This is a genomic window from Grimontia marina (genome assembly GCF_900060185.1).
Classification (GTDB): Bacteria; Pseudomonadota; Gammaproteobacteria; order Enterobacterales; family Vibrionaceae; genus Enterovibrio; species Enterovibrio marinus.
In genome coordinates this window covers 1-19,210 of record NZ_FIZY01000026.1, presented here as the reverse complement: position 1 = coordinate 19,210, position 19,210 = coordinate 1, and the positions used below count along the sequence as shown (strand labels likewise).

Below are 19,210 nucleotides of genomic sequence, written 5' to 3'. Positions count from 1 at the left end.
CTTAATCGGCCATCGATAAGCCGTGATCGACCGTGAGCGGTATGCCGTTGTAACGCACGTCCGCGCTTTTAATGCGGGTGCGGTTCTCGTGCATTTCGATGGCTATTTTGCCTCGGATTTCTCCAGACTCCGGCGTTTGGGAAGGGGCCCCTTGTCCACTGAACCAGCCTGATATTTCGTCAAACACATCCAGTAAGCCCGCGCCTGGCACGAATGACGACGGCATGCCTGTGGTATCGACGTCAGATTGTCTGCGAATGTCGATGGGGGAGAAGTCAGGGGCAAGGTTCATCAGGCCATAGCCAATGCCTGTGCTTTGCGCCGCCGCGTTGAGCCAGCGCATTTTGCCTGCACCTTTGCCCTGTTTCCCTATTCCACCGCTCGCGCTACCAGGCAGGGCATTGGCGGCGGGCATGTTCACCACATACACGGGGGTGACACCGCCAGAGAGGGTGTTTGCGCCATTCCCGACGCCGCCTTTTTTGCCGAACACGGCTTTTAAATCTTTGGCGACACCCAGCGCTTTGCGGGCGGCGATGAGTCCGGCCACGGTCACGCCGATGTTTTTGCCCAGCTGCAGCCAGCGGTCAAGGGTGTCGGCGTCCAAGCTGTTGACCGCATCGGCCAGGTCTTGAAAGGGGCCTGCCAGCTCTCGTTGTGTGAGTCGGTGGACGGCGGTCATCAAATTATCGACGCTGGCTTGGTAGTCCTTGGCCACCTTGGCCGCATCTTGCATTGTGGTACTGCCGTCGGCGGTCACGGACAGAAATTGGTCAAAGGCGTTAATGCTGCCGTTAGCGGAAAACTCCCCCATCAAAGGCTTTAAGGCGCGCATGGCTTCTTCGCCAAACTTGATGGTGTTGAGGGCTTGGCTCATGGTGTAGGTCTGGCTTGAGCCTGCTTGAGTAATGATGTCTTTCATCAGATCGGGTAACGGGCGCATGACTTCCGCGCCTTGCTTGAGCTTGTCAGGATCGAACACATTGATGCCTGCCAATTCTTTGAGCTTTTTCACTTTGTCGGGGGTGGTCACTTCTCGGATAAACGCTTCATACGCGGTCACGGCCTGGTCGTCAGAGCCCGCACCACTTCGAATGACCTGCATGGCGGCACCCAGTTCAAGCACAGCCTCAACACCTTGGCGACCTGTTGCAGCATAGGTTGATAGCAGCCGCTCACCTTGTGCGGCGAACGAGGCCATGGTGAACGCGCCGCTTTTACCTTGCACGTTCAAGGTGTCCATGGCGGTCATGACCTCTTGTTGGGTTTCTACTGAGAGCTTTTTGAGTTGAGTGAGCACGGCACCAATGTGGCCACCTGTCGCGCCCGTGGCTTGAGAAAACAGCGCAATGTTGCCCATGTTCTGGCGGGCAAAGTCGATATCACCGAGCTTTTCCATCACCACCTCAAGCCCTTCGAGGGTTTGGGTAGGATCGATACGGATACCCTCAGAGCGTGAAATGTTCTCGATTTCTTCGTATAAGGCGCGGGTTTGTTCTTTGGTGAGGTCTGCCGCTACGGATAAACGCGACAGACGGCGGTCAAGGGTGACCAACCTGTTGGCCACTGCGCCACCTGCTACCGTGGCCACCAAAGCGGTGTAGCGGTTTTCCATGGCGTCTAAACCTTTGTTGACGCCTCTCACAACGTGACGAAACCCTTTGGCCATGTGTGATTGACTCGCCGCAAATTTCTTCATGTCGTTAGAGTAGGTGCGGGCTTTTTGGGAGAGGTTCCCCGACAGGTTGATGACGATTTCACTGTTTAGTGTGCTCATGGTGTTTTGCCTTTAATGCGAGTAAGTGGTCAAACAGCCAGGTGACGGGTTTATCGAGAAAGTGCTCGATAGAGGTGAAATGTCGGCTTGCCAGAGCAAGCACGACCTGTTCAAGTCCGGTCGCCTGGCTGCTCCAATCGCCCCCGCTTTTCCGCCACCCCCACGGCAGCATCGAGGCGTTCGGCTTGTTCATTGAGTAGGGCAAAATCATCCACATGCAGCCCATACAATTGGCGCTCTGACAGTGGGCCTTGAATGTCGCCAATCGAGGCCACTTGGCGGCATAAAAGCTCAATGCCCATCTTGACCTCAGAGACCACGGTGATGCCTCTCTCTGTGCCCGTTTGCGGGTCAGGCACAAACACCACTTGTTCGGCCTTGGTGCGCGCTTCAATCACATCGCGGGTGGTGAGTTCACGCAGTACCACGTCATAGTGCGGCTCTGCGTCCTGACCTTTGCCAAAGAGAAGGCCATGCTCAAGGCTAAATTCAATTTTTGCCACAGGTTGCCTCGCTTAAATGCGTTTGCATTGTTTGCCAATGAATTTGCCGCCCGTCTCGCCGTTGTCTTCATCGAGCTCTGCGGGGTTTTCCAAGGCGCTGTCTGTCATCATGTAAGTGAGGCCGTTGTCAGCCTCAAAGACGATGGTGACGTTCTCCATGTCGTTGAGCGCTTGCACGTCGGTGTCACTGTCTACCACCAACTTGAAGTCGAGCGAGGGGGCGACAAAGCGTTTGCTGTTGCCCCAGACGCGACCACCACCGCCGTGTGAGGTGCGACTAAAGCCGCCAGGGTTGAGACGTGCGCCGCCCTTGGTTTTGAGTTCATCGCCATTGGCGCGAATTTTGGCGTATCCGAGAATAGACATCGGTGTTTCTCCTTACAGCTTGAACTGCACGTTCATGGCCATGATGCGAAGGCCGTTAATCAAATCTGGTGAACACAGCACATTGATGCGGTTGGCGTCTGCGCTGTCGCGGGTGACCTCAAGCTCGGCGTTGTATTGCTCAAAGCCTTCCACCAAGCCTTTCTCTTGCAATTGCAAGAACACATCGAGCATTTCGGCGCGCAGTATTTTTGGCGTCACGACAGGTTGCCCTGGCTCTAGGCTGTCGAGCACGTCATCGCCCGCCAATTTATGGCGTGGGAATTTTTGGGTGAAGTGAGCCTTATGGACAAAGCGGAAATAACCGAGCGTCATCGGGGTGGTGATGTCGAGGTAACTCGGATCAGGACTGCCAAAGGTGTTGACCTGGTACGTGCTGATTTCACGCTCAATCACGCAGCGGTTCCCTGCATCCACGTAGTAGGTCGCGACACCGTCATGCAGCAGCAGGTTGCGCTCTACCAAATCCCAGCGCTCACGCTTCGACGGCGGCAGCAATCCGACCAAGGGCAAGGTTTGCAGAGGCCGCGCGGGATCGATAGCGAGGTGATAGGCCGCTTGCCCCGCATACGCCGCCGCAAATTCCCACGGCGGGTTGGGGGCGGTGTTGGTGCTCATGCAGGTGATCAAATGGTCGTTGCGCGTATTGCCCCAGGTGCCCGTTTCGGCATGGTTGCCGCGAATGGCGGTGTAACACACGGCTTCCATCATGCGAAGCGCACCCCAACGGGCATCGAGTTCGGTGCGAAGGCCATCAAGGAAAGCCTGATCGTTAAACGGGCACACGATATGGTTAAACCACTCATCGCCCAATGCGCCAATGACGTCACTGGCATCGACATAACCTGCACCGCCGGATAAAGGTGACAGGGTTAGCGATACGCCAGGCGGCAGCTGCTCGGTGTCGTAATAGTTACAGCGCACATCGATGTCGTTGCCCGTGATCCCTTTCCATTTGGCGGTTAGTTTCACTCGGGTGTTTTCGCTCGCTGGAATTTGCGCCGTAACAGGCAATGCGGCCTGTTGGTTGATGGCATTAACGATGGCGGCAGCGATGGCTCCTGCAGTGTCATTGGTGCTCACGCCCACTTGCACGCGCTGGCCCGCAATCATAAGTGACAGCGTGCCCGCTTGGCTGGCAGAGCCTGTCACCGTGATGGCTTGTCCTGATGAAGCCGCCGTGCCTGCTGCGGGCTCAGCCACGGGCATGGCCCAGGTCTCGGTGTAGTTATTGCCTTTGCGCAGCGTCTGCAGCATGGCCGTGAGCATGGCATCGTCACCAAAGAGGGCGCGGGCTTGGTCGTCACTGGTGATACGGTATTGCTCCAAGTCGGTCGCGGTGCCGCCGCTTTGGTGACCCATCACCAGTATTTTGTGTTGCTGTACCGCGACCCCCTGATTGGCATTGGCGTTATCAAAAGCCATGTAAAACAGGGGAACACGAATATCATTCGGGATGGACATCATTTAGATCCTTTTGGTTTCGCGCTGTCTTTGGCCGTGTCGATGTTGTCTTTTGCAGTATTAATGGCGTCTTCTGGCGCGTCTTGGGTGACAGAGCCATCGCGCACACGGCGGTGCCAGAAGGCGGTCATGACCACAGGCTCGCCGTTTTCATTGAGGTGGCCGCCATCGGGTTTACGTACTTTCACCTTTTTATCGGTGGGGTAGAGAGTCACGGTGTTCATTGGGTGTCCTCGGGGCTGGGTGTGTTGTTTTGGCGCATCGCGAAGGTGGCGCTCAGCGCTGGACTATCTTGCGTGGGCGTATCGAGTTGCATGGTCAAAAAGTCATCAAGGGTGGTCAGGTCAACGGGCATATTGAGGCGACACTCTTGCTGCCAACTGACTGACCAAATCGCGACGCCGATGTTGTCTAGCGCCTCGGTACAAAGATTCTGCGCGCTTATGCGTTCAGGCTGTTTGTAGGCGGTTCGGCCAAGAGCCTGTGACCAATCTTGGCCTGAGATAAACACGGCGAGCTTGCTGCTGATGACTTCGGCGCGCTCGTCACGGTGATGGCCGTAATGGTCAGTGGTCATGACAAAGGCCACCAAGGAGACCATGCCGACCAGGCTGCCTGCTTCGCGGCGCACCTGGCTGACGTTGAGTGCGGCCACACGGATCGCGCCATAGTGAGTGACCTCATGTTTCACTGCATCGGGGGTGGCGAAGCGGCCTTTGTGCCGGTTAATGCTGCCGACCTTATCAGGGGCATCGCCTTTGAACGCGGCAAGGGCCTGCACCACAGCGGCGGTGATGGCCAGAGAGGTGCCTGTGATGTCGAGTTGCGGGCGCGTACTCATGTCAGAAGGTCTCCGTAAAAGTCACCAATCAAGGCGTACAGGTCTTGGCGGTTCTCAGTGGAAAGTCCCAGGTATTCACGCTGCGGCACCTTCATGTGGCGCACATGCGCGCCGACTGATTGCCAAACAGGGTGGCGAAGCACCTTGCCAAAGGCTTGGGTGATGCGCCGATGGTGGGCGGCGATGTTGACCGCGCCCTCAAAGCCGTCTTGATGCACGGCGGCATACACCAGGGGCGAGCCCACATGCACCTTATTGCCACGCACCTGAAATTGGATAGAGTCATCGAGTTCGCCGTTTCCCATCAGTAACGAATGGTTACCGTGACGGGTCTTGGCATAACCGTCTGACCAGCTTTCCCAGGGCGTGCCATTTGGCGCGGTTTTCTCATCGCGAATGCGGCGATGGGTTTGGGTTTCGGCTTCTGCGCCGATGAGGGCCAGCAGCTGGCGGCGGTTACCTGCATCGCTGAGTCTCGCGATATGTTGCTGAAGCCTTTGAAGCTCGGCATCGCCTGTGATGTTAACGGCGATGGCCATTACAGCACCCCGCCCAAGTCTTTGCGCATGGCAGGGCGAGAGGCGGCGATCACCTCCGCCTTACCGCTTTGGGTTTCAGCGGGCTTGTCTGCTTTGGGCAAACCAAGATCGCGGCGACCTGCTTGGATGTCTTTCAAGGTACTGATGGCATCGTCATAGCGCTTTTGTACGAGGTCAGTCACGCTGCTGTCGCGGTCAGCCAGCCAGTAAAAGGCAAGGGAAATGGCCAAGCGGTTGAGCGTGTTTGGCGTGGCTGCAAGCGGCAGAGTAAAGCGAGACAGAAAGCTGTTTATCTCTTCGGTGGCATCGCGCAAGGCGGCAGCCATGGCCACCTCATCGAGGGTATCGGGGTTGTCTTTTTGGGCGGCCACCGTCCACACAAACGAGGGATCGCGTTCAAGCAAATCTTGCGCGGTGGCATAGACGGCGGCGGTCATGGCTTAGGCTTCCTTTTCGTCTGTTTGCAGGCGTGAAACCACAAGTAAGGGCTCAAGCTCAATGCGTTCAAGCGCTGCCATATCAACAAACACATCGGCATCGTGTTGCGCGTGGGCGGTGGTTGGGTCGTCAACCGCATACACTTGCACGCCTGCGTGGGGCCAAAAGCGGCCACAGCGCCAGAACCCATCGACAGAGACAGCTTTGACGAACACGGCAACAAAGGGCGTGCCTTCAAGGCTTGTCGTGATGGTTTCATGGGTGTTTAGGCCGCTTGGCGCGCTATCCGATTGCGATGGCGCAGCGGCAGTGCCAGCAACTTGCGCAGTGTCGGTGTTTGCGGTGTCAGTGGCTTTTTTATTGCTGCCAGTACGTGGCGTTTTGGTTGACGCGGTTGGCTTAGGAACATCGGTCACTGTTTCATCCTCAAAATACAAAGGGGCAAAGGCCGCCTTGCGGCCAGTGCGAGTGGGTTAGGTGGTTACCCGAGGTACGGGCTCACAACCACTTTTACGTCTTCGAAATAGGGGTTGCTGCCGCCACCGCCTTGGATAGCCACATTGATGAGCTTCTTCGCCGCCGCGCGGTTGCGCGGGCCGACCACCAATTTGGTGGGGCGAATGCCAAGCGGGGTGCCGTTGTTTTTCTTGGTGCCGGACAGTGCTTCAATGGCCTTTTCGTAATTAGATTCGGTCAGCGCTGCTTTCGAGCCCACGGCGGTTTGCCAGAAACCAAAGCCCACGTTTGAACGGCCATCGGTGCCTGCAGCGAGTGCGTTATTGAACCAGGTGAACTCTTCATTGGGGTTCATGTTCTTGAACACGAACGGGCGGCGGTGTTGGTAGATGATGGGTTTGAGCACTTGGGTATCATCAATTAAGAACCATGGTTCGCCCGTCGAGGTAGGCACGCCAACGATGTTGGAATAGGTGTCGTCGCCCATAGGGTGGTCTGTGTCAAAGAAGTACTGACCATCAAAACATTGGGTTTCAAAGCCTGCCTTTAACAGCCCGTAGGACAGTTCGTCAGGAAACAGCGCCACCTGAAAACCGAAGTTCTTGGCGAGCACGGAATACATGCCAATTTGATCGTCGTCCACGTCTTCACGTTTGACCTTGATGGAGGTTTCCCACGTTTTGTTCTCGATGGCGTACCCGTGTTTGCCGATGTCGGCCAATTGGCGTTCACCGACCCATTCTTGAATGCCAGGAATGTCGGCAAGCCAGCCATAGTTGTTGGCAGAGGTTGAGCTTGGCACTTCGGTAGCGATTTCTTGCCATTGAGGGCTCGCGCTGTCGAGTCCTTGGGTGTAAGACGCGCTCATGCCCGTGAACAGGTTTTGAAGGATTTCAGATTGTGACTGTGGCATTGATTACTGCTCCTGTTGGGCGTTTTTGGCGGCCAAGAATTGGTCTTGGGTGAGGTGTAATTTGCGGCACATGGCGAGCTCGTGTTCATCGAGCTTGGCGTGGCCTTTGGGTGACTGGGTGTGGCGGCTTTCATCGCTCGCAACCTTGGGAGCCGAGGCCAAAAAGCGGTCGAAGCCTTCGCGGTCACTGCGACACATCGACAGGAACGCGGCTTTATTCGCAGGCGCAATCTTGCCTTCGGCGATGGCGTCATCAATCACGGCTTCGGTTTCCGCGTCTTGCTGGGCTTTCAATTCGCCTTCTGCCGCTTCGGCGCGGTTTAAGGCCAGTTGATGGGTTTCGACGGGCACAAACTTTTTCAGGTCGGGTTGTTCGGCGCGGTTAAGCGCCAGCTGCGCATCAGATTTGAGTGCATCAATCGCGGTAACTGCATCGGCGTCAGTTGCTGTGGCAGGGTTGAGCGACAGCGCTGCAGCGAGAGGGGCAGAGAGTGTCATGGGGTGTTGCTCCTGTTGTTGTCGATTAAGGGCAGGGAGTTCGGTCAAGTTGGGTTTGTTGGTAAAGCCCACGGATTCAATCGCGGTCACGTTGCCTTGGGCATCGTGCAAAAAAGCAGGGGAGTAATAGCGGTATTTGCGTTCGGCAATGATGTCCATGCCTTCACGGTTAAAGGCAACACGGCCCCAAATAGCGCCGTCACGCACGTCATATTCTTCTACCCAGCCATACGCGGGAGCTTCTTCACCCTGAGGGCCTTTAATGTGGGTGGCGTGCTCAATGTCCCAGGGCGTAGAGGCGGCAGAGTTGAGAACGACGGAATCGGGGGAAGCATTTGACCAACGGCGGCCATCGATGCCTGCAAAGGTGCCTGCGGGGATGAGCTCTAGCCAGCGCTCACTTGTATCGCTTTGCTGTGAAGGCAGTTGGAAACAGAGCGCTAGGTGTCGTGTTTGGGTTGTGTCTGGCATTGTGTTGGCCTGCGTTTTGGGTAAACGGTAGAGGCCAGAATAAGTGGATAGGGGGTTGGGTGAGATTTACGGCGGTGGTTGTTTGTAGTTGTTTATAAAGCGGACGATTTGACCATTTTCTGTGTTTGATGGGTTTTAGAACTATTGGTTTGGTTGTCTGAAAAAATGTATTATAGATGTGGATTTCCTTCAACTCAGAGCGTTAACAATGTTCGAACAAACCTTTAAAAATATTGATGATATTCTGCATAAAGACTCTGGATGTTCTTCGGAACTTGATTACACAGAGCAAACATCTTGGATGCTATTTCTTAAGTACCTTGATGACTTAGAACAAGACAAGAAGATCAATGCCGAGCTGATGTTTGAAGATTACCAATACATAATTGATGAAGAGTATCGTTGGTCTTCATGGGCTGCGCCTAAGGTAGATGGTGAGTTTGATTACGACAACGCTCTTATCGGTGACGATTTGATGGAGTTTGTCGATAACAAACTCTTCCATTACCTAAAAGGTTTCAAACAACGAGCAGAAAGCCCAGATACTATCGAATATAAAATCGGTGAGATCTTTGGTGAGATCAAAAACAAAATCCAAAGTGGTTACGCACTACGTGACTGCCTAGAAAAAGTCGATGAGCTTCGATTCCGTTCTCAAGAAGAAAAGCATGAGCTATCGCACCTATACGAAACCAAGATCAAGAACATGGGGAACGCTGGTCGCAATGGTGGTGAATACTATACACCTCGTCCATTAATCCGCGCCATGATCGATGTTGTACAGCCTAAAATTGGTGAAACCATTTACGATGGCGCAGCAGGTTCAGCAGGCTTCTTATGTGAGGCATTTGATTACCTAAGCAAAAAAGAGGGTCTATCCACTCAAGATCTTGATACGCTGCAAAATGAAACTTTCTATGCGAAAGAGAAAAAATCATTAGCTTATGTCATCGCAATAATGAACATGATACTTCATGGTATTGAAGCACCAAATGTCATTCATACCAACACGTTAGCTGAAAATATTGCTGATATTCAAGATAGTGAACGCCACGATATTATCCTAGCCAACCCACCTTTTGGTGGTAAAGAGCGTGCTGAGGTTCAGCAAAACTTCCCGATCAAAACGGGTGAAACGGCTTTCTTGTTCTTACAGCACTTTATCAAAAAACTAAGAGCAGGCGGTCGTGGCGCTGTCGTTATCAAAAATACCTTCTTATCGAATACAGATAATGCAGCCATCGCTTTACGTAAAGAGCTTTTGGAAAACTGTAACTTGCATACGGTATTGGATTGTCCAGCAGGGACATTTATTGGAGCAGGGGTGAAAACAGTTGTCTTGTTCTTTGAAAAAGGGTCGGCAACTCAAAAAACATGGTTTTACGAATTAGATCCAGGTCGTAAAATGGGAAAAACTAACCCACTGAACGATAATGACCTAAAAGATTTCGTTGCACTTCAAAAGACGTTTTCAGATTCATACAAATCTTGGTCTCTTGATATAGGAGGCCTTGATGCTAGTTTTGACCTAAGCATAAAAAATCCTAATGTCGAAGAAGAAGCACCACTTCGTAAGACATCTGAAATCATAGAGGAAATAATGACTCTCGATAAAGAGAGTGAAGCAATTCTTATGAGTGTTCGAGGGTTGCTGTAATGTGGCAAGTTAAAAAATTAATTGATGTTTGTGAGGTTGTTGCAGGACAAAGTCCTGAAGGGAAGTATTATAATACCGATCGTATAGGTTTACCCTTTTATCAAGGTAAAAAAGAATATGGTGATAAGTACCTGAAACCGCCTGTTAAGTGGACATCAAAGGTAACTAAAATCGCGCTTGACGGTGATATTTTAATGTCTGTTCGAGCACCTGTTGGTCCAATAAATATTGCGACAGAAGAAATTTGTATAGGTCGAGGGTTAGCTGCGATTCGAGCCAAGCATATCGATCAATCATTTCTATATTTTTTCCTACTGTCTATCCAAAAAAACCTTATTGGTAGTGATGGTGCGGTTTTCAATTCAATTAATAAAAAGCAAATTGAATCCATTCGTATTAGCCTGCCTACTCTAGAAGTTCAAAAACAAATAGTTTCCAAGTTAGATGCCATTTTTTCTGATATCAAAAAAGCAAAGCAGAATGCAGAAAAAAACCTAGAAAATACTGGGGAGCTGTTTGAGTCTTTCTGTCAGAACTCTATTTTCTCCAAGCACACTAAACCGAACTGCACTGTGCTTGATGCTGCAAAAAAAGAGAAAGGGTCGATGAGAACTGGCCCCTTTGGTAGTCAGTTGTTAAAGAAGGAGATTGTTGATAACGGAATTGCCGTTTTGGGGATTGATAACACTGTTAATAACGAGTTTAAGTGGGGGGGGCAGCGATTTATAACACCTGAGAAATTTGAAGAGTTATCAAAATTTGAGGTTAAGCCAAAAGATGTATTAATTACTATAATGGGAACATGTGGTCGGTGCGCAATCGTTCCTGATGACATACCAAAAACAATTAATACTAAACATATTTGCTGTATTACATTAGATCAAAGTAAGTGCTTACCAGAGTACTTGCATATTTATTTCTTGCACCATCCAATAGCTAGAAAATATCTTTTAATTAGAGCTAAAGGAGCTATTATGGCTGGGTTAAATATGGGAATTATTAAAGAGTTACCTCTTGTTCTTCCTAGTATTGAAGAGCAAAGAAAACTAATTGATCAAGTTGCCTTTATAAAAAATGAGACCTCCCGATTAAAGCTAGTGTATACAAATAAAATCAAAGCATTAGATGAACTTAAGCAATCAGTGTTACAGCAAGCTTTTAGTGGCAAGCTATAGCGCTTAGATCAGGGGAAGCAATAACTATGACCTCACAAAGAACCGAAGCCGATACCCGTGCTGACTTTATTGATCCGATGCTAGCAAGGTGTGGCTGGGGTAGCATTGAACATAGCTATATTCGCCGTGAGGTTATCTGCCCAGGTCGTATCATGAATGGTGGTAAGCGTGGCACTAAAGTTTCGTCTGACTACGTCTTAGAGTACAAAGGTAAAAAACTGGGTGTTGTTGAGGCAAAGAAAGAGTCTTTGTCTTATACCGAAGGGGTACGACAGGCTATCGACTATGCGACTCGTCTTCAATGTAGAATTGCCTATGCTACTAATGGTCATGATATCTACCAAATAGACATGGTTACAGGTGGACAAAAGTTAGTTGATAGATACCTTAGTCCTGAAGAATTATGGAAATTGACCTTTACTGATTCTGGCTGTGCCGCTGAATGGCGGCAACGCTTTTCTGATGTGCCTTTTGAAACAAAAGGTGGTAGCTGGACGGCTCGTTACTACCAAGAAAACGCAATCAACAATGCCCTAGAAGCAATAGCAAAGGGCGACGATAGGATCCTGTTAACACTGGCTACGGGAACGGGTAAAACGTTCATTGCATTCCAACTTGCATGGAAGCTGTTTTACTCTCGATGGTCAAAAGTATCTCAAACGGATATTTCTAAGGCGGTTCGTCGTCCACGAATCTTGTTCCTTGCCGACCGTAATATTCTTGCAGACCAAGCGTTCAATTCATTCTCACCATTTTCTGAAGACGCTATCATTCGAATAGACCCAAAAGAAGTAAAAAAGGCAGGTAGAGTTCCTAAGAACGGTTCTATTTTCTTCACTATTTTCCAAACATTCATGTCGGGCAAAGATGAGAATGGTGAAGATGCTCCTTACTTTGGCGAGTACCCATCAGACTTCTTTGATTTCATTATGATTGATGAGTGTCACCGTGGCGGTGCGAAAGATGAAAGTTCATGGCGCGGTGTTCTAGAGTATTTTGAATCAGCAGTTCAGCTAGGCTTAACCGCTACGCCAAAGCGAAAAGATAACACGGATACTTATAAATATTTTGGTGAACCTGTTTATAGCTACACCCTAAAAGAAGGCATTAATGATGGCTTTTTAACACCATTTAAAGTGTTGCCTATCGTTGGCACTATGGATGAATACATCTATACCAAAGGCGATGGTGTCATCATTGATGGAGAGCCTGAAGAAGGGCGTGTATACAAAGAAGGTGATTTCAACCGCATTATTACCATCCCTGCCCGTGAAAAAAAACGAGTGCATTATTGGATGGATAAATTTAACCCTAAAGAGAAAACCATCGTGTTCTGCGCCACTCAAGAGCACGCTGGGATGGTGCGTGATTTCATCAATAAATATGCGGTGTATAAAGGCTGGACAAGTAACCCATCTTATTGCGTTCGAGTTACTGCTGATGATGGTAAAGCAGGTGAAACCGATCTTAAGGTATTTCAAGACAACGAAAAATCTATTCCTACCATTTTAACGACTTCACGCAAGCTATCTACGGGAGTTGATGCCCGAAATGTACGTAACATTGTTCTGATGCGTGAATGTAAAAACATGATTGAGTTTAAGCAAATCGTTGGGCGAGGAACTCGTGTTTTTGACGGTAAAGACTATTTCACTATCTACGACTTTGTAAAGGCCTATCATAATTTTGCTGATCCAGATTGGGATGGTGAGCCACTAGAGCCTGAAGAGCCAAAGCCTCGTGGCGGAGGTAAACCATGTGATAAATGTGGTCAGCAACCTTGTGCTTGTGAAAAACCAGAACCTAAACCATGTAAAGATTGTGGTGCGCTAACGTGTATTTGTGAAAAGAAAAAGAAAGTTAAGATTAAGCTTAGTGATGGTAAAGAACGCTCTATCAAGCATATTAGCTCTGTAATGTATTGGCATGGCGACAAGCCAATAACAGCTCATGAGTTTATGCAGTTAATGTTTGATGACTTGCCTAAGTTTTTTGAAAATGAAGATAGACTTCGTGAAATCTGGTCGGATGCCACAACACGAGAACAACTACTATTAAATTTGGCTGAGCATGGATATGATTCAGAGAAGCTTGGTGCGATGAAAGAGCTAATCGATGCAGAAAATAGTGATGTTTATGATGTGCTTGCATATGTTGCTTATGCGGCTGAAACCAAATCTCGTGCTACTCGCGTAGCTGATGCTAAGGCGATAATCGATACTGTATTTACAGATAACAATCAGCAAGACTTTATCAACTTTATTTTAGGTAAGTACATTCAAGATGGCGAAGGTGAACTTCTTCCTAAGAAGATGCCAAGTCTGTTGACTTTGAAATACAAGACACCGAAAGATGCCGTAGATTTGTTTGGTTCTACCGCAGTGATTAGAGATACTTTTTTAGGTTTTCAAAAACATCTTTATAGCAGTTGAGCGACTGAATTGACTGTTTAACACTCGTTTAAATCTCGCCATAATCGTTTAAACACTCACCACCCACCCAACTGCATCACTGAACAACAAAGAGGCGCTTAGCGCGCCTCCTGTTGCTTTTTCTGAAATTGCCTGTCGAGTTCATTTTGTCGGCTCCCTGGGTTGTAGTTCCAACCAGGGTCGATGCCTTTCGGTACGCGCTCAACTTCTCCCGTTCGTTTGTTCAGCCAATCCCTTTCTTCAAGTGCTGGCGCATGGGTGCTGTATTGCCCTGACGCAATCAGCCTGTTTGCTTCGCGTTGGCTCAGTTGGCGCACTCTGCATTTACAGCCCCAACCATTGGGCGGCATGTGGGTTTGCCACCAAGGGTGGTCGGAAGGGAGAATGATCCCCGCCCAGGCTTGGTGATCTTTTCGGTGTTCGCGACTTGGCCCCAGTTCATACAGCAAAAAAGGGTGGGTGGCTTTGGTGCGCTCGATGCGTTCCCATTGACCTGCCGCGCGGGCGGTGCGCATGTTGGTGCGGTAAATGGTTTTTAAACGCGCATCACTGCCAAGCTTTACCGCTTTGATATCCCCATCAAGCGGGTCACGGGCCAGCTGCTCGCCCCACCATCCTTTTTGTATTAGGTAGGGTTTGAGGCTTTCGGCGAACTGTTTAAAGGTTTGGCCTTCTTCGAGTGCGGTGGCCAGTGCCACTTTGACATCGTCGAGCATGTCGAGCTGCATCATCTTGGCCACGGTGAAGGCGGCGTTGTGTTCATCCTTCCACACGTCGGCATGATGAAAGCCCACTTTTAACCCTTTGGCTTTCAGGTAAGCCAAGGCTTCTGCAGGGATGATGTCATTATCCATCGCTCACATCTCCCAAGGCGCGGGCTTGCCAGCACAGGGCGGCCAGCTGTTCGGCAAAGGCGCTGGCATCGAGTTCGCTCGCGATATCGTTTAAAGCCAGGTTAAACGCCTCGAAACTGTCAGCCTGTTTGGCGGCGTCCAAGATGGGGTTCAGTATGGGGGCGCTCACTGCTTCCCATTCGTTTAAGCCACTGTTCACCAGTTCATCTATTTCCGCTTCGGTATCGATGGCGGGCAGGGCGCGATTGAGCGCCAGCTGCTGGCGGTTGAGCGCGGGTGTATCGATAGGTTGATTGTTCACGGCATGCAGCAATTCGCCATCGTCTTCAGGGTCAGACAGACCAACACGGTCACGCACCTCGGAGGCTTGGACTTTCATCCCTCTATCTATAAGAGGGGTAATCGCCTCCACCCAGGCTTTAATGTCCTCGCTTTCTTCGAGCTTGATGATGATGCGCGGGTACTGTTTTTGCGGCCCCCAGTTCATGTCGATGAAGGGTTTGACGAGGTGAGCGTTTAAGGTGTTGGCCAACTGGCGGGCATCCCAGTTGATGATGTCTTGGCGCACTTCGTTATGCACTTTCGCTTGGCTTTGGCTTGAGCCGTCATCCGTGGTCATGGTTTGGCCGAGCACGGTTTTGGAAATCTGGCGGTCGGCCCACTCGGCCATGTTCTCAAACAGGGTATCGCCGCCACTGCCCTTGGCGGTTTCCACCATCTCGATTTGCATGGATTCGGGAATGGCCGCGCCAGCATCACTGGCGATGGTTGCAATGGCGTTAATCAGGGTACGTATGTCTTCATCAGAGGCATTACTGTGGTATTTCCCCACACGAATGGGCATGCCAAACACTTCAGCGAAGGCCCACCAATCTCTGACCGTGAAGGATTTGAGCATATACATCACGGCCACCACACGGGCGAGGCCCGCGCGAAGCCAATGGCCGGACTTCATGCGCGGCAAGTGAACCAGGTATTTATTCGGGGCCAAGGGTTCGCCGTCGCTTGGGTTGTCATCGGTGACTAAGCGCAGTTCGCTCTGCGTATCCTCGTCCAAACGAATAAAGCGCGGGTCTACCCATTTGTACTCGTAAGGCTGCCAAGGCGTGTCGGTGGTATCCCACAGCATTTCGACCAGGCCAATGCCTTTGCCGATACCATCGAGCAAATCAAACACACAATCTTCCCACTGAGGGTGGCGCAGCAGCTGGCGCACCGCTTCTGCGAGTGCCTGGTCTTGTTCGTCATCGCTGGCTGCTTCTACCGTTGGGCTTAATGAGGCGGCGGCGAGTTTACGCGTAGACAGCACCGAGCGGTAATGGGTGTCGCGCTCTTCCATTTCTTCTGCCAACACAAAGTAATCTTCCGCTTGGCCGTTGATGGCATTGCGCAGCACATTGGCCAGGCGCGCGGGGGTGAGATAACTGGCTATCGAATGGGTCGCCATGGGGCGGCGCACACTGGTGACATGGGCACGGCTATGGTGTGCCTGCAGTTCCTCTTTTTCTTGCCGAGTAAACGGCTTATTTGTAGTGGGGTTGATTATCATGGCGATCTCCTAAAGCAGGCCACCGCGCATGCCTTTGAGGCCACGGGTGTGAGTGAACTGGCGGCGGGTGTCTTCGTGCAGGTTGCGGTTGTTTTCGGCTTCTACAATGCGGTGCAATTCATAGCGGCGGCATTCTTCTTTTGAGGCGAGGTAGGCCAGAAAAATCGCAATCGCGGAATCCCCGTGGCGTTGATGACCGTCTGCAGATTTTGTGCGGGCATCATCAATGCTTGGCACGCCGCGAATCATTTGGATAGACGAGAAGTCATTAATGACATCCTCGTTCTTTGGCATTTGTAATTCGTCATCTTCAAAGGCGGCTTTAAAACTCGGCATGTTCTCGCGGTAATAGGCCGTCGATAACATTACCTGTTCCACTTCCGCCCCGTATTTCTCTGCCGCTTGCTCGGCCAAATATTGGCCATTGCCTCGGGCATCGAGTTTGATGCCATCACGACGGGGCAGGCGGTCGGCAATGTAATACAGCACTTGTTCTTGTTGTTTAAACGGCACATTAAACAGTTCAACCAAAAAAGGGATTTGCCGTTGGGTATTTTGCAATACAGTACACGGGGCAAAGACGGTTAAATCGCCCGAGCGGGCAAAGTCTTCCCCAAGGGTATGGCGAAGGTGTGTGGGTAAATCATCAAGCAGAGTTTTAACGTTTTGCTCTAACCATTCGGCCATGTCCATTGCGCGTAACCGTTCGGGCAAGGCGTTAAAGGCTGCAGAGCCATTAAAATGCACCACGTTATTTTCGAGCACGGCAGCGCGCTCGCGATAACTGCGCGGGATATACACGCCCGAGCCAGATTTAGGCACACAGAAATATTCTTCTAATGCATCTTCTTCGGTGGCCGTGGCTTTTAATAAGCCTGCAATCCAATGGTCTTCCTCTTCCTGGCTCCATGTCTTGCTACTTACTTGGCAAATACGCTGATATAACCCATCACAACAGGCATCACTCAAGGTAATGGTGTGGACGCTGTAATCTTTTTTACCCGCGCGGCTTTGTTGAATCAGTTCATTGAATTGATTCTCTGTGCCGTTATGGGTGGAAATAAGACGAACTTTGCAGCCCCACATGGTTAATGCGAGCGCGGCTTTTAATACTTCGGCCAAGCGTTCATGAAAGGCGGCTTCATCAATGGTCACATTGCCTTGCATGCCGCGAAGGTTTGACGGGTTAGATGAGAGGGCTTGGACTTTAAAGCCGGACGCGAAATAAATGACGTAGGTGAGAATGTCTTTGTCTTCTTCCTCGATGACTTCTTCGCATATTTCGCCAGCGGCTTTATCAAAGGCTTTGGCCCACATCGCGACCGCATCAATAAACTCGCGCGCCATTTCTTTATTCGAGCCGACATAGAAATGATGACACCCGCCATGGGTTTTACTTTTTGACGTGGTCAGCGAAGCATCACAGGCTTCGGCCCAAGTGATACCGGTTCGACGGGATTTCTCTGCAATCTTGAGTGGCGAGTCATCCTCTATCCAATATTTTTGGTAGGGCAATAAGACTTCATTATTGTCGTACTGATAATGAAGGTGTGAAACAGCAGCGGCAACGGGGGAACGCTCATCTTTCATCATCATGATGATAACCCCAATATTTGATTACGAATCGTGGTGGCCCCCTCTTTGGTGAGGCCCAAGGTTTTGGCGGTTTTCTCTGCGGTGCTTGCTGCTTCTTCCATCGCTTGTTTTCGAATTTCCTTTTCGAGTTTCACGCTGCCGCTTTGCGCTTCCTGCAAACGCTTAATGGCCAGCGATAACACTGAAAGGGTTTTAGGGTCGAGCGGTTCGTTCTCTTCCAGCGCTTTCATCTGAATATCGAATATCTGGCTTTTCCCAATTTCAATCAGGCTGCGGGCAATGTCGGTTTGAGGTGTTTCCCCAAATTGTTTAACCCATTGTTGGGTCAGCTGCTGCGCTTGCTGATAACGCGCCATGCCTTTATGAAAACTCTGCGAATAACGGCTTAACCCATTGCGGCTTATTTTCTGGTCTTCGGGCAGGTCAAATTCATCAATGAGCGCATTAATTTGTTCGCGGATTGCCGTTTGTGGCATTTTGCCCTCACGCAGCAAGATATTGAGTTGGGTTTTAATGTCGTCCGGCAATTGGTCTATTTTGCTTATGCGGTTTTTGGTGTGCGCAGTCTCCGTCATGTTATTCCCCTGGGCGTGGGCGTTTTATATCAGGGTGATTGGCTTGGCCTAATGCGATATCTATGCCGCGCTGGGTAATGCGTGCCACTTGGGTGCCTGCGACATCGCGCAGCGTCACCAATTGCTGCTCAGCGAGCCAGCTTAACTCGGTGCGCACCAAATCGCGGCTGACATTGTGGCCGTAGGCATCGAGGGCAGAATCAATGATTGAATCGTTGGCCTCGTAGCCTGGCATTTCATTCAGGACGCGCAACATCACCAAGCGGCGGTCTTGTTGTAGCAATGTGTGCAATGTCATCCGTTCTTTTCCTTGAGTTCGTTTTCAAGCAGCAGGTTGCTGATGCGGTCGAGCCCTTCGAGCTTGGGGCGTATTTCCCGAATGTCCCCACGCAGCTTTTCAATGCTGAGTTTGAGACCCGATATCTCGTCGTGGTCGGGCAGCTTTTCGACGTGTTGTTGCAGCGCCACATGGCTCGATGCCAATTGGGTGTGAGAAGTGGACCCCATTGGTTGGACACACAAGCTAATTTTTTAAGTGTTTGATCCCGCTCATGCTGCGTATCTTTGCCTGCCGAAGTAGGCTTCATCAGGAGTAAGGTCATTGAGTCCCTGATGGTTACGCTCTTCGTTATAGAACACCATGTAGTGGCCGATTTCAAGTTCAGCTTCTCGGGGGGTGGTATAGGCTTTTAAGTAAACCTCCTCATATTTCAAGCTACGCCATAATCGCTCGATGAACACGTTGTCGACCCAGCGTCCTTTCCCATCCATGCTTATCCGTACATCATGGTCGATTAATCTCTGAGTAAACTCAGCGCTAGTAAACTGGCTGCCTTGATCTGAATTGAAGATATCGGGCGGCCCGTAGTGTTGCAGTGCGTCTTCGAGAGCCTCAATGCAAAAGCTTGTATCCATCGTATTCGACAAGCGCCAAGCCAGTACTTTGCGGCTATACCAGTCGATAATGGCCACCAGATACAGGAACCCCTTCGCCATGGGGATGTACGTGATGTCAATCGCCCAAGCTTGGTTTGGATAAGTGACATCGATATCACGCAGCAGGTAGGGATAAACCTTGTGTGCTTTGT

Annotated in this window: 21 protein-coding genes; 3 read left to right on the top strand and 18 right to left on the bottom strand. The window is 50.6% G+C overall.

Translation table 11 applies throughout. The features are described from left to right. Position 1: 1 nt before the first annotated feature. The 11 genes from GMA8713_RS14070 to GMA8713_RS14020 form a co-directional block, all read right to left on the bottom strand. Positions 2-1,777 carry a phage tail tape measure protein gene (locus GMA8713_RS14070; RefSeq protein WP_062710984.1) on the bottom strand — a complete coding sequence of 592 codons (1,776 nt, stop codon included), beginning with the start codon at positions 1,775-1,777 and terminating at the stop codon, positions 2-4. A gap of 110 nt (positions 1,778-1,887) precedes the next feature. Continuing rightward, complete coding sequence (locus tag GMA8713_RS14065) at positions 1,888-2,280, bottom strand: phage tail assembly protein (protein WP_062710981.1); 393 nt, start codon at positions 2,278-2,280, stop codon at positions 1,888-1,890. A gap of 12 nt (positions 2,281-2,292) precedes the next feature. Next, on the bottom strand, positions 2,293-2,646 hold the full coding sequence (locus GMA8713_RS14060; protein WP_062710978.1) for a phage tail tube protein: 354 nt from the start codon (positions 2,644-2,646) through the stop codon (positions 2,293-2,295). A gap of 12 nt (positions 2,647-2,658) precedes the next feature. Continuing rightward, entirely contained in the window at positions 2,659-4,131 is a 1,473-nt protein-coding gene (locus GMA8713_RS14055) for a phage tail sheath subtilisin-like domain-containing protein (RefSeq protein WP_062710974.1), read from the bottom strand. Next, positions 4,128-4,352 (bottom strand): DUF2635 domain-containing protein, encoded by a 225-nt coding sequence (locus GMA8713_RS28140; protein ID WP_062710973.1) that lies wholly within the window; start codon positions 4,350-4,352, stop codon positions 4,128-4,130. The genes GMA8713_RS14055 and GMA8713_RS28140 overlap by 4 nt, the downstream gene beginning before the upstream one ends. After that, positions 4,349-4,969 (bottom strand): hypothetical protein, encoded by a 621-nt coding sequence (locus GMA8713_RS14045; RefSeq protein WP_062710970.1) that lies wholly within the window; start codon positions 4,967-4,969, stop codon positions 4,349-4,351. The genes GMA8713_RS28140 and GMA8713_RS14045 overlap by 4 nt, the downstream gene beginning before the upstream one ends. Next, positions 4,966-5,508, bottom strand: a complete 543-nt coding sequence (locus tag GMA8713_RS14040; protein ID WP_062710967.1) for a phage virion morphogenesis protein — start codon at positions 5,506-5,508, stop codon at positions 4,966-4,968. The genes GMA8713_RS14045 and GMA8713_RS14040 overlap by 4 nt, the downstream gene beginning before the upstream one ends. Continuing rightward, positions 5,508-5,945, bottom strand: a complete 438-nt coding sequence (locus tag GMA8713_RS14035; RefSeq protein WP_062710965.1) for a gp436 family protein — start codon at positions 5,943-5,945, stop codon at positions 5,508-5,510. The genes GMA8713_RS14040 and GMA8713_RS14035 overlap by 1 nt, the downstream gene beginning before the upstream one ends. Before the next feature lie 3 nt (positions 5,946-5,948). After that, a complete protein-coding gene (locus GMA8713_RS14030) occupies positions 5,949-6,362 on the bottom strand; it encodes a hypothetical protein (RefSeq protein ID WP_157515618.1) in 414 nt (137 codons plus the stop codon). Positions 6,363-6,427: 65 nt separating this feature from the next. After that, entirely contained in the window at positions 6,428-7,315 is an 888-nt protein-coding gene (locus tag GMA8713_RS14025; protein WP_062710959.1) for a Mu-like prophage major head subunit gpT family protein, read from the bottom strand. 3 nt (positions 7,316-7,318) lie between these two features. Further along, complete coding sequence (locus tag GMA8713_RS14020) at positions 7,319-8,284, bottom strand: phage protease (protein ID WP_062710957.1); 966 nt, start codon at positions 8,282-8,284, stop codon at positions 7,319-7,321. Positions 8,285-8,492: 208 nt separating this feature from the next. On the opposite strand from GMA8713_RS14020, the gene GMA8713_RS14015 reads away from it, so the two are divergent. From GMA8713_RS14015 to hsdR, 3 genes are read left to right on the top strand one after another with little or no spacing between them, the layout of a single operon-like run. After that, positions 8,493-9,941 carry a class I SAM-dependent DNA methyltransferase gene (locus GMA8713_RS14015; RefSeq protein ID WP_062710954.1) on the top strand — a complete coding sequence of 483 codons (1,449 nt, stop codon included), beginning with the start codon at positions 8,493-8,495 and terminating at the stop codon, positions 9,939-9,941. Next, entirely contained in the window at positions 9,941-11,116 is a 1,176-nt protein-coding gene (locus tag GMA8713_RS14010; RefSeq protein WP_062710950.1) for a restriction endonuclease subunit S, read from the top strand. Before GMA8713_RS14015 ends, GMA8713_RS14010 begins: the two co-directional genes overlap by 1 nt. A gap of 26 nt (positions 11,117-11,142) precedes the next feature. Beyond that, positions 11,143-13,548: an EcoAI/FtnUII family type I restriction enzme subunit R gene (gene hsdR, locus GMA8713_RS14005; RefSeq protein ID WP_062710947.1), complete on the top strand. Its 2,406-nt coding sequence runs from the start codon at positions 11,143-11,145 to the stop codon at positions 13,546-13,548. Between the two features lie 98 nt (positions 13,549-13,646). Here hsdR and GMA8713_RS14000 read toward each other — a convergent pair whose 3' ends face one another. From GMA8713_RS14000 to GMA8713_RS13975, 7 genes are all read right to left on the bottom strand, one after another. Then, entirely contained in the window at positions 13,647-14,402 is a 756-nt protein-coding gene (locus GMA8713_RS14000) for a phage head morphogenesis protein (RefSeq protein ID WP_062710944.1), read from the bottom strand. Further along, a complete protein-coding gene (locus GMA8713_RS27355) occupies positions 14,395-15,951 on the bottom strand; it encodes a DUF935 domain-containing protein (RefSeq protein ID WP_062710941.1) in 1,557 nt (518 codons plus the stop codon). Before GMA8713_RS27355 ends, GMA8713_RS14000 begins: the two co-directional genes overlap by 8 nt. Before the next feature lie 9 nt (positions 15,952-15,960). Then, the gene (locus GMA8713_RS27350) at positions 15,961-17,547 is read right to left on the bottom strand and encodes a hypothetical protein (RefSeq protein WP_062710938.1); all 1,587 of its coding nucleotides are present in this window, start codon (positions 17,545-17,547) and stop codon (positions 15,961-15,963) included. After that, entirely contained in the window at positions 17,544-18,122 is a 579-nt protein-coding gene (locus tag GMA8713_RS13985) for a DUF3486 family protein (RefSeq protein WP_062710936.1), read from the bottom strand. Before GMA8713_RS13985 ends, GMA8713_RS27350 begins: the two co-directional genes overlap by 4 nt. A gap of 1 nt (position 18,123) precedes the next feature. Next, positions 18,124-18,420 (bottom strand): VpaChn25_0724 family phage protein, encoded by a 297-nt coding sequence (locus GMA8713_RS13980; RefSeq protein WP_062710933.1) that lies wholly within the window; start codon positions 18,418-18,420, stop codon positions 18,124-18,126. Next, on the bottom strand, positions 18,417-18,590 hold the full coding sequence (locus tag GMA8713_RS26805; RefSeq protein WP_198159511.1) for a DUF2730 family protein: 174 nt from the start codon (positions 18,588-18,590) through the stop codon (positions 18,417-18,419). Before GMA8713_RS26805 ends, GMA8713_RS13980 begins: the two co-directional genes overlap by 4 nt. A gap of 81 nt (positions 18,591-18,671) precedes the next feature. Then, on the bottom strand, positions 18,672-19,210 hold a 539-nt coding region (locus tag GMA8713_RS13975), incomplete at its 5' end, for an IS3 family transposase (protein ID WP_062705098.1).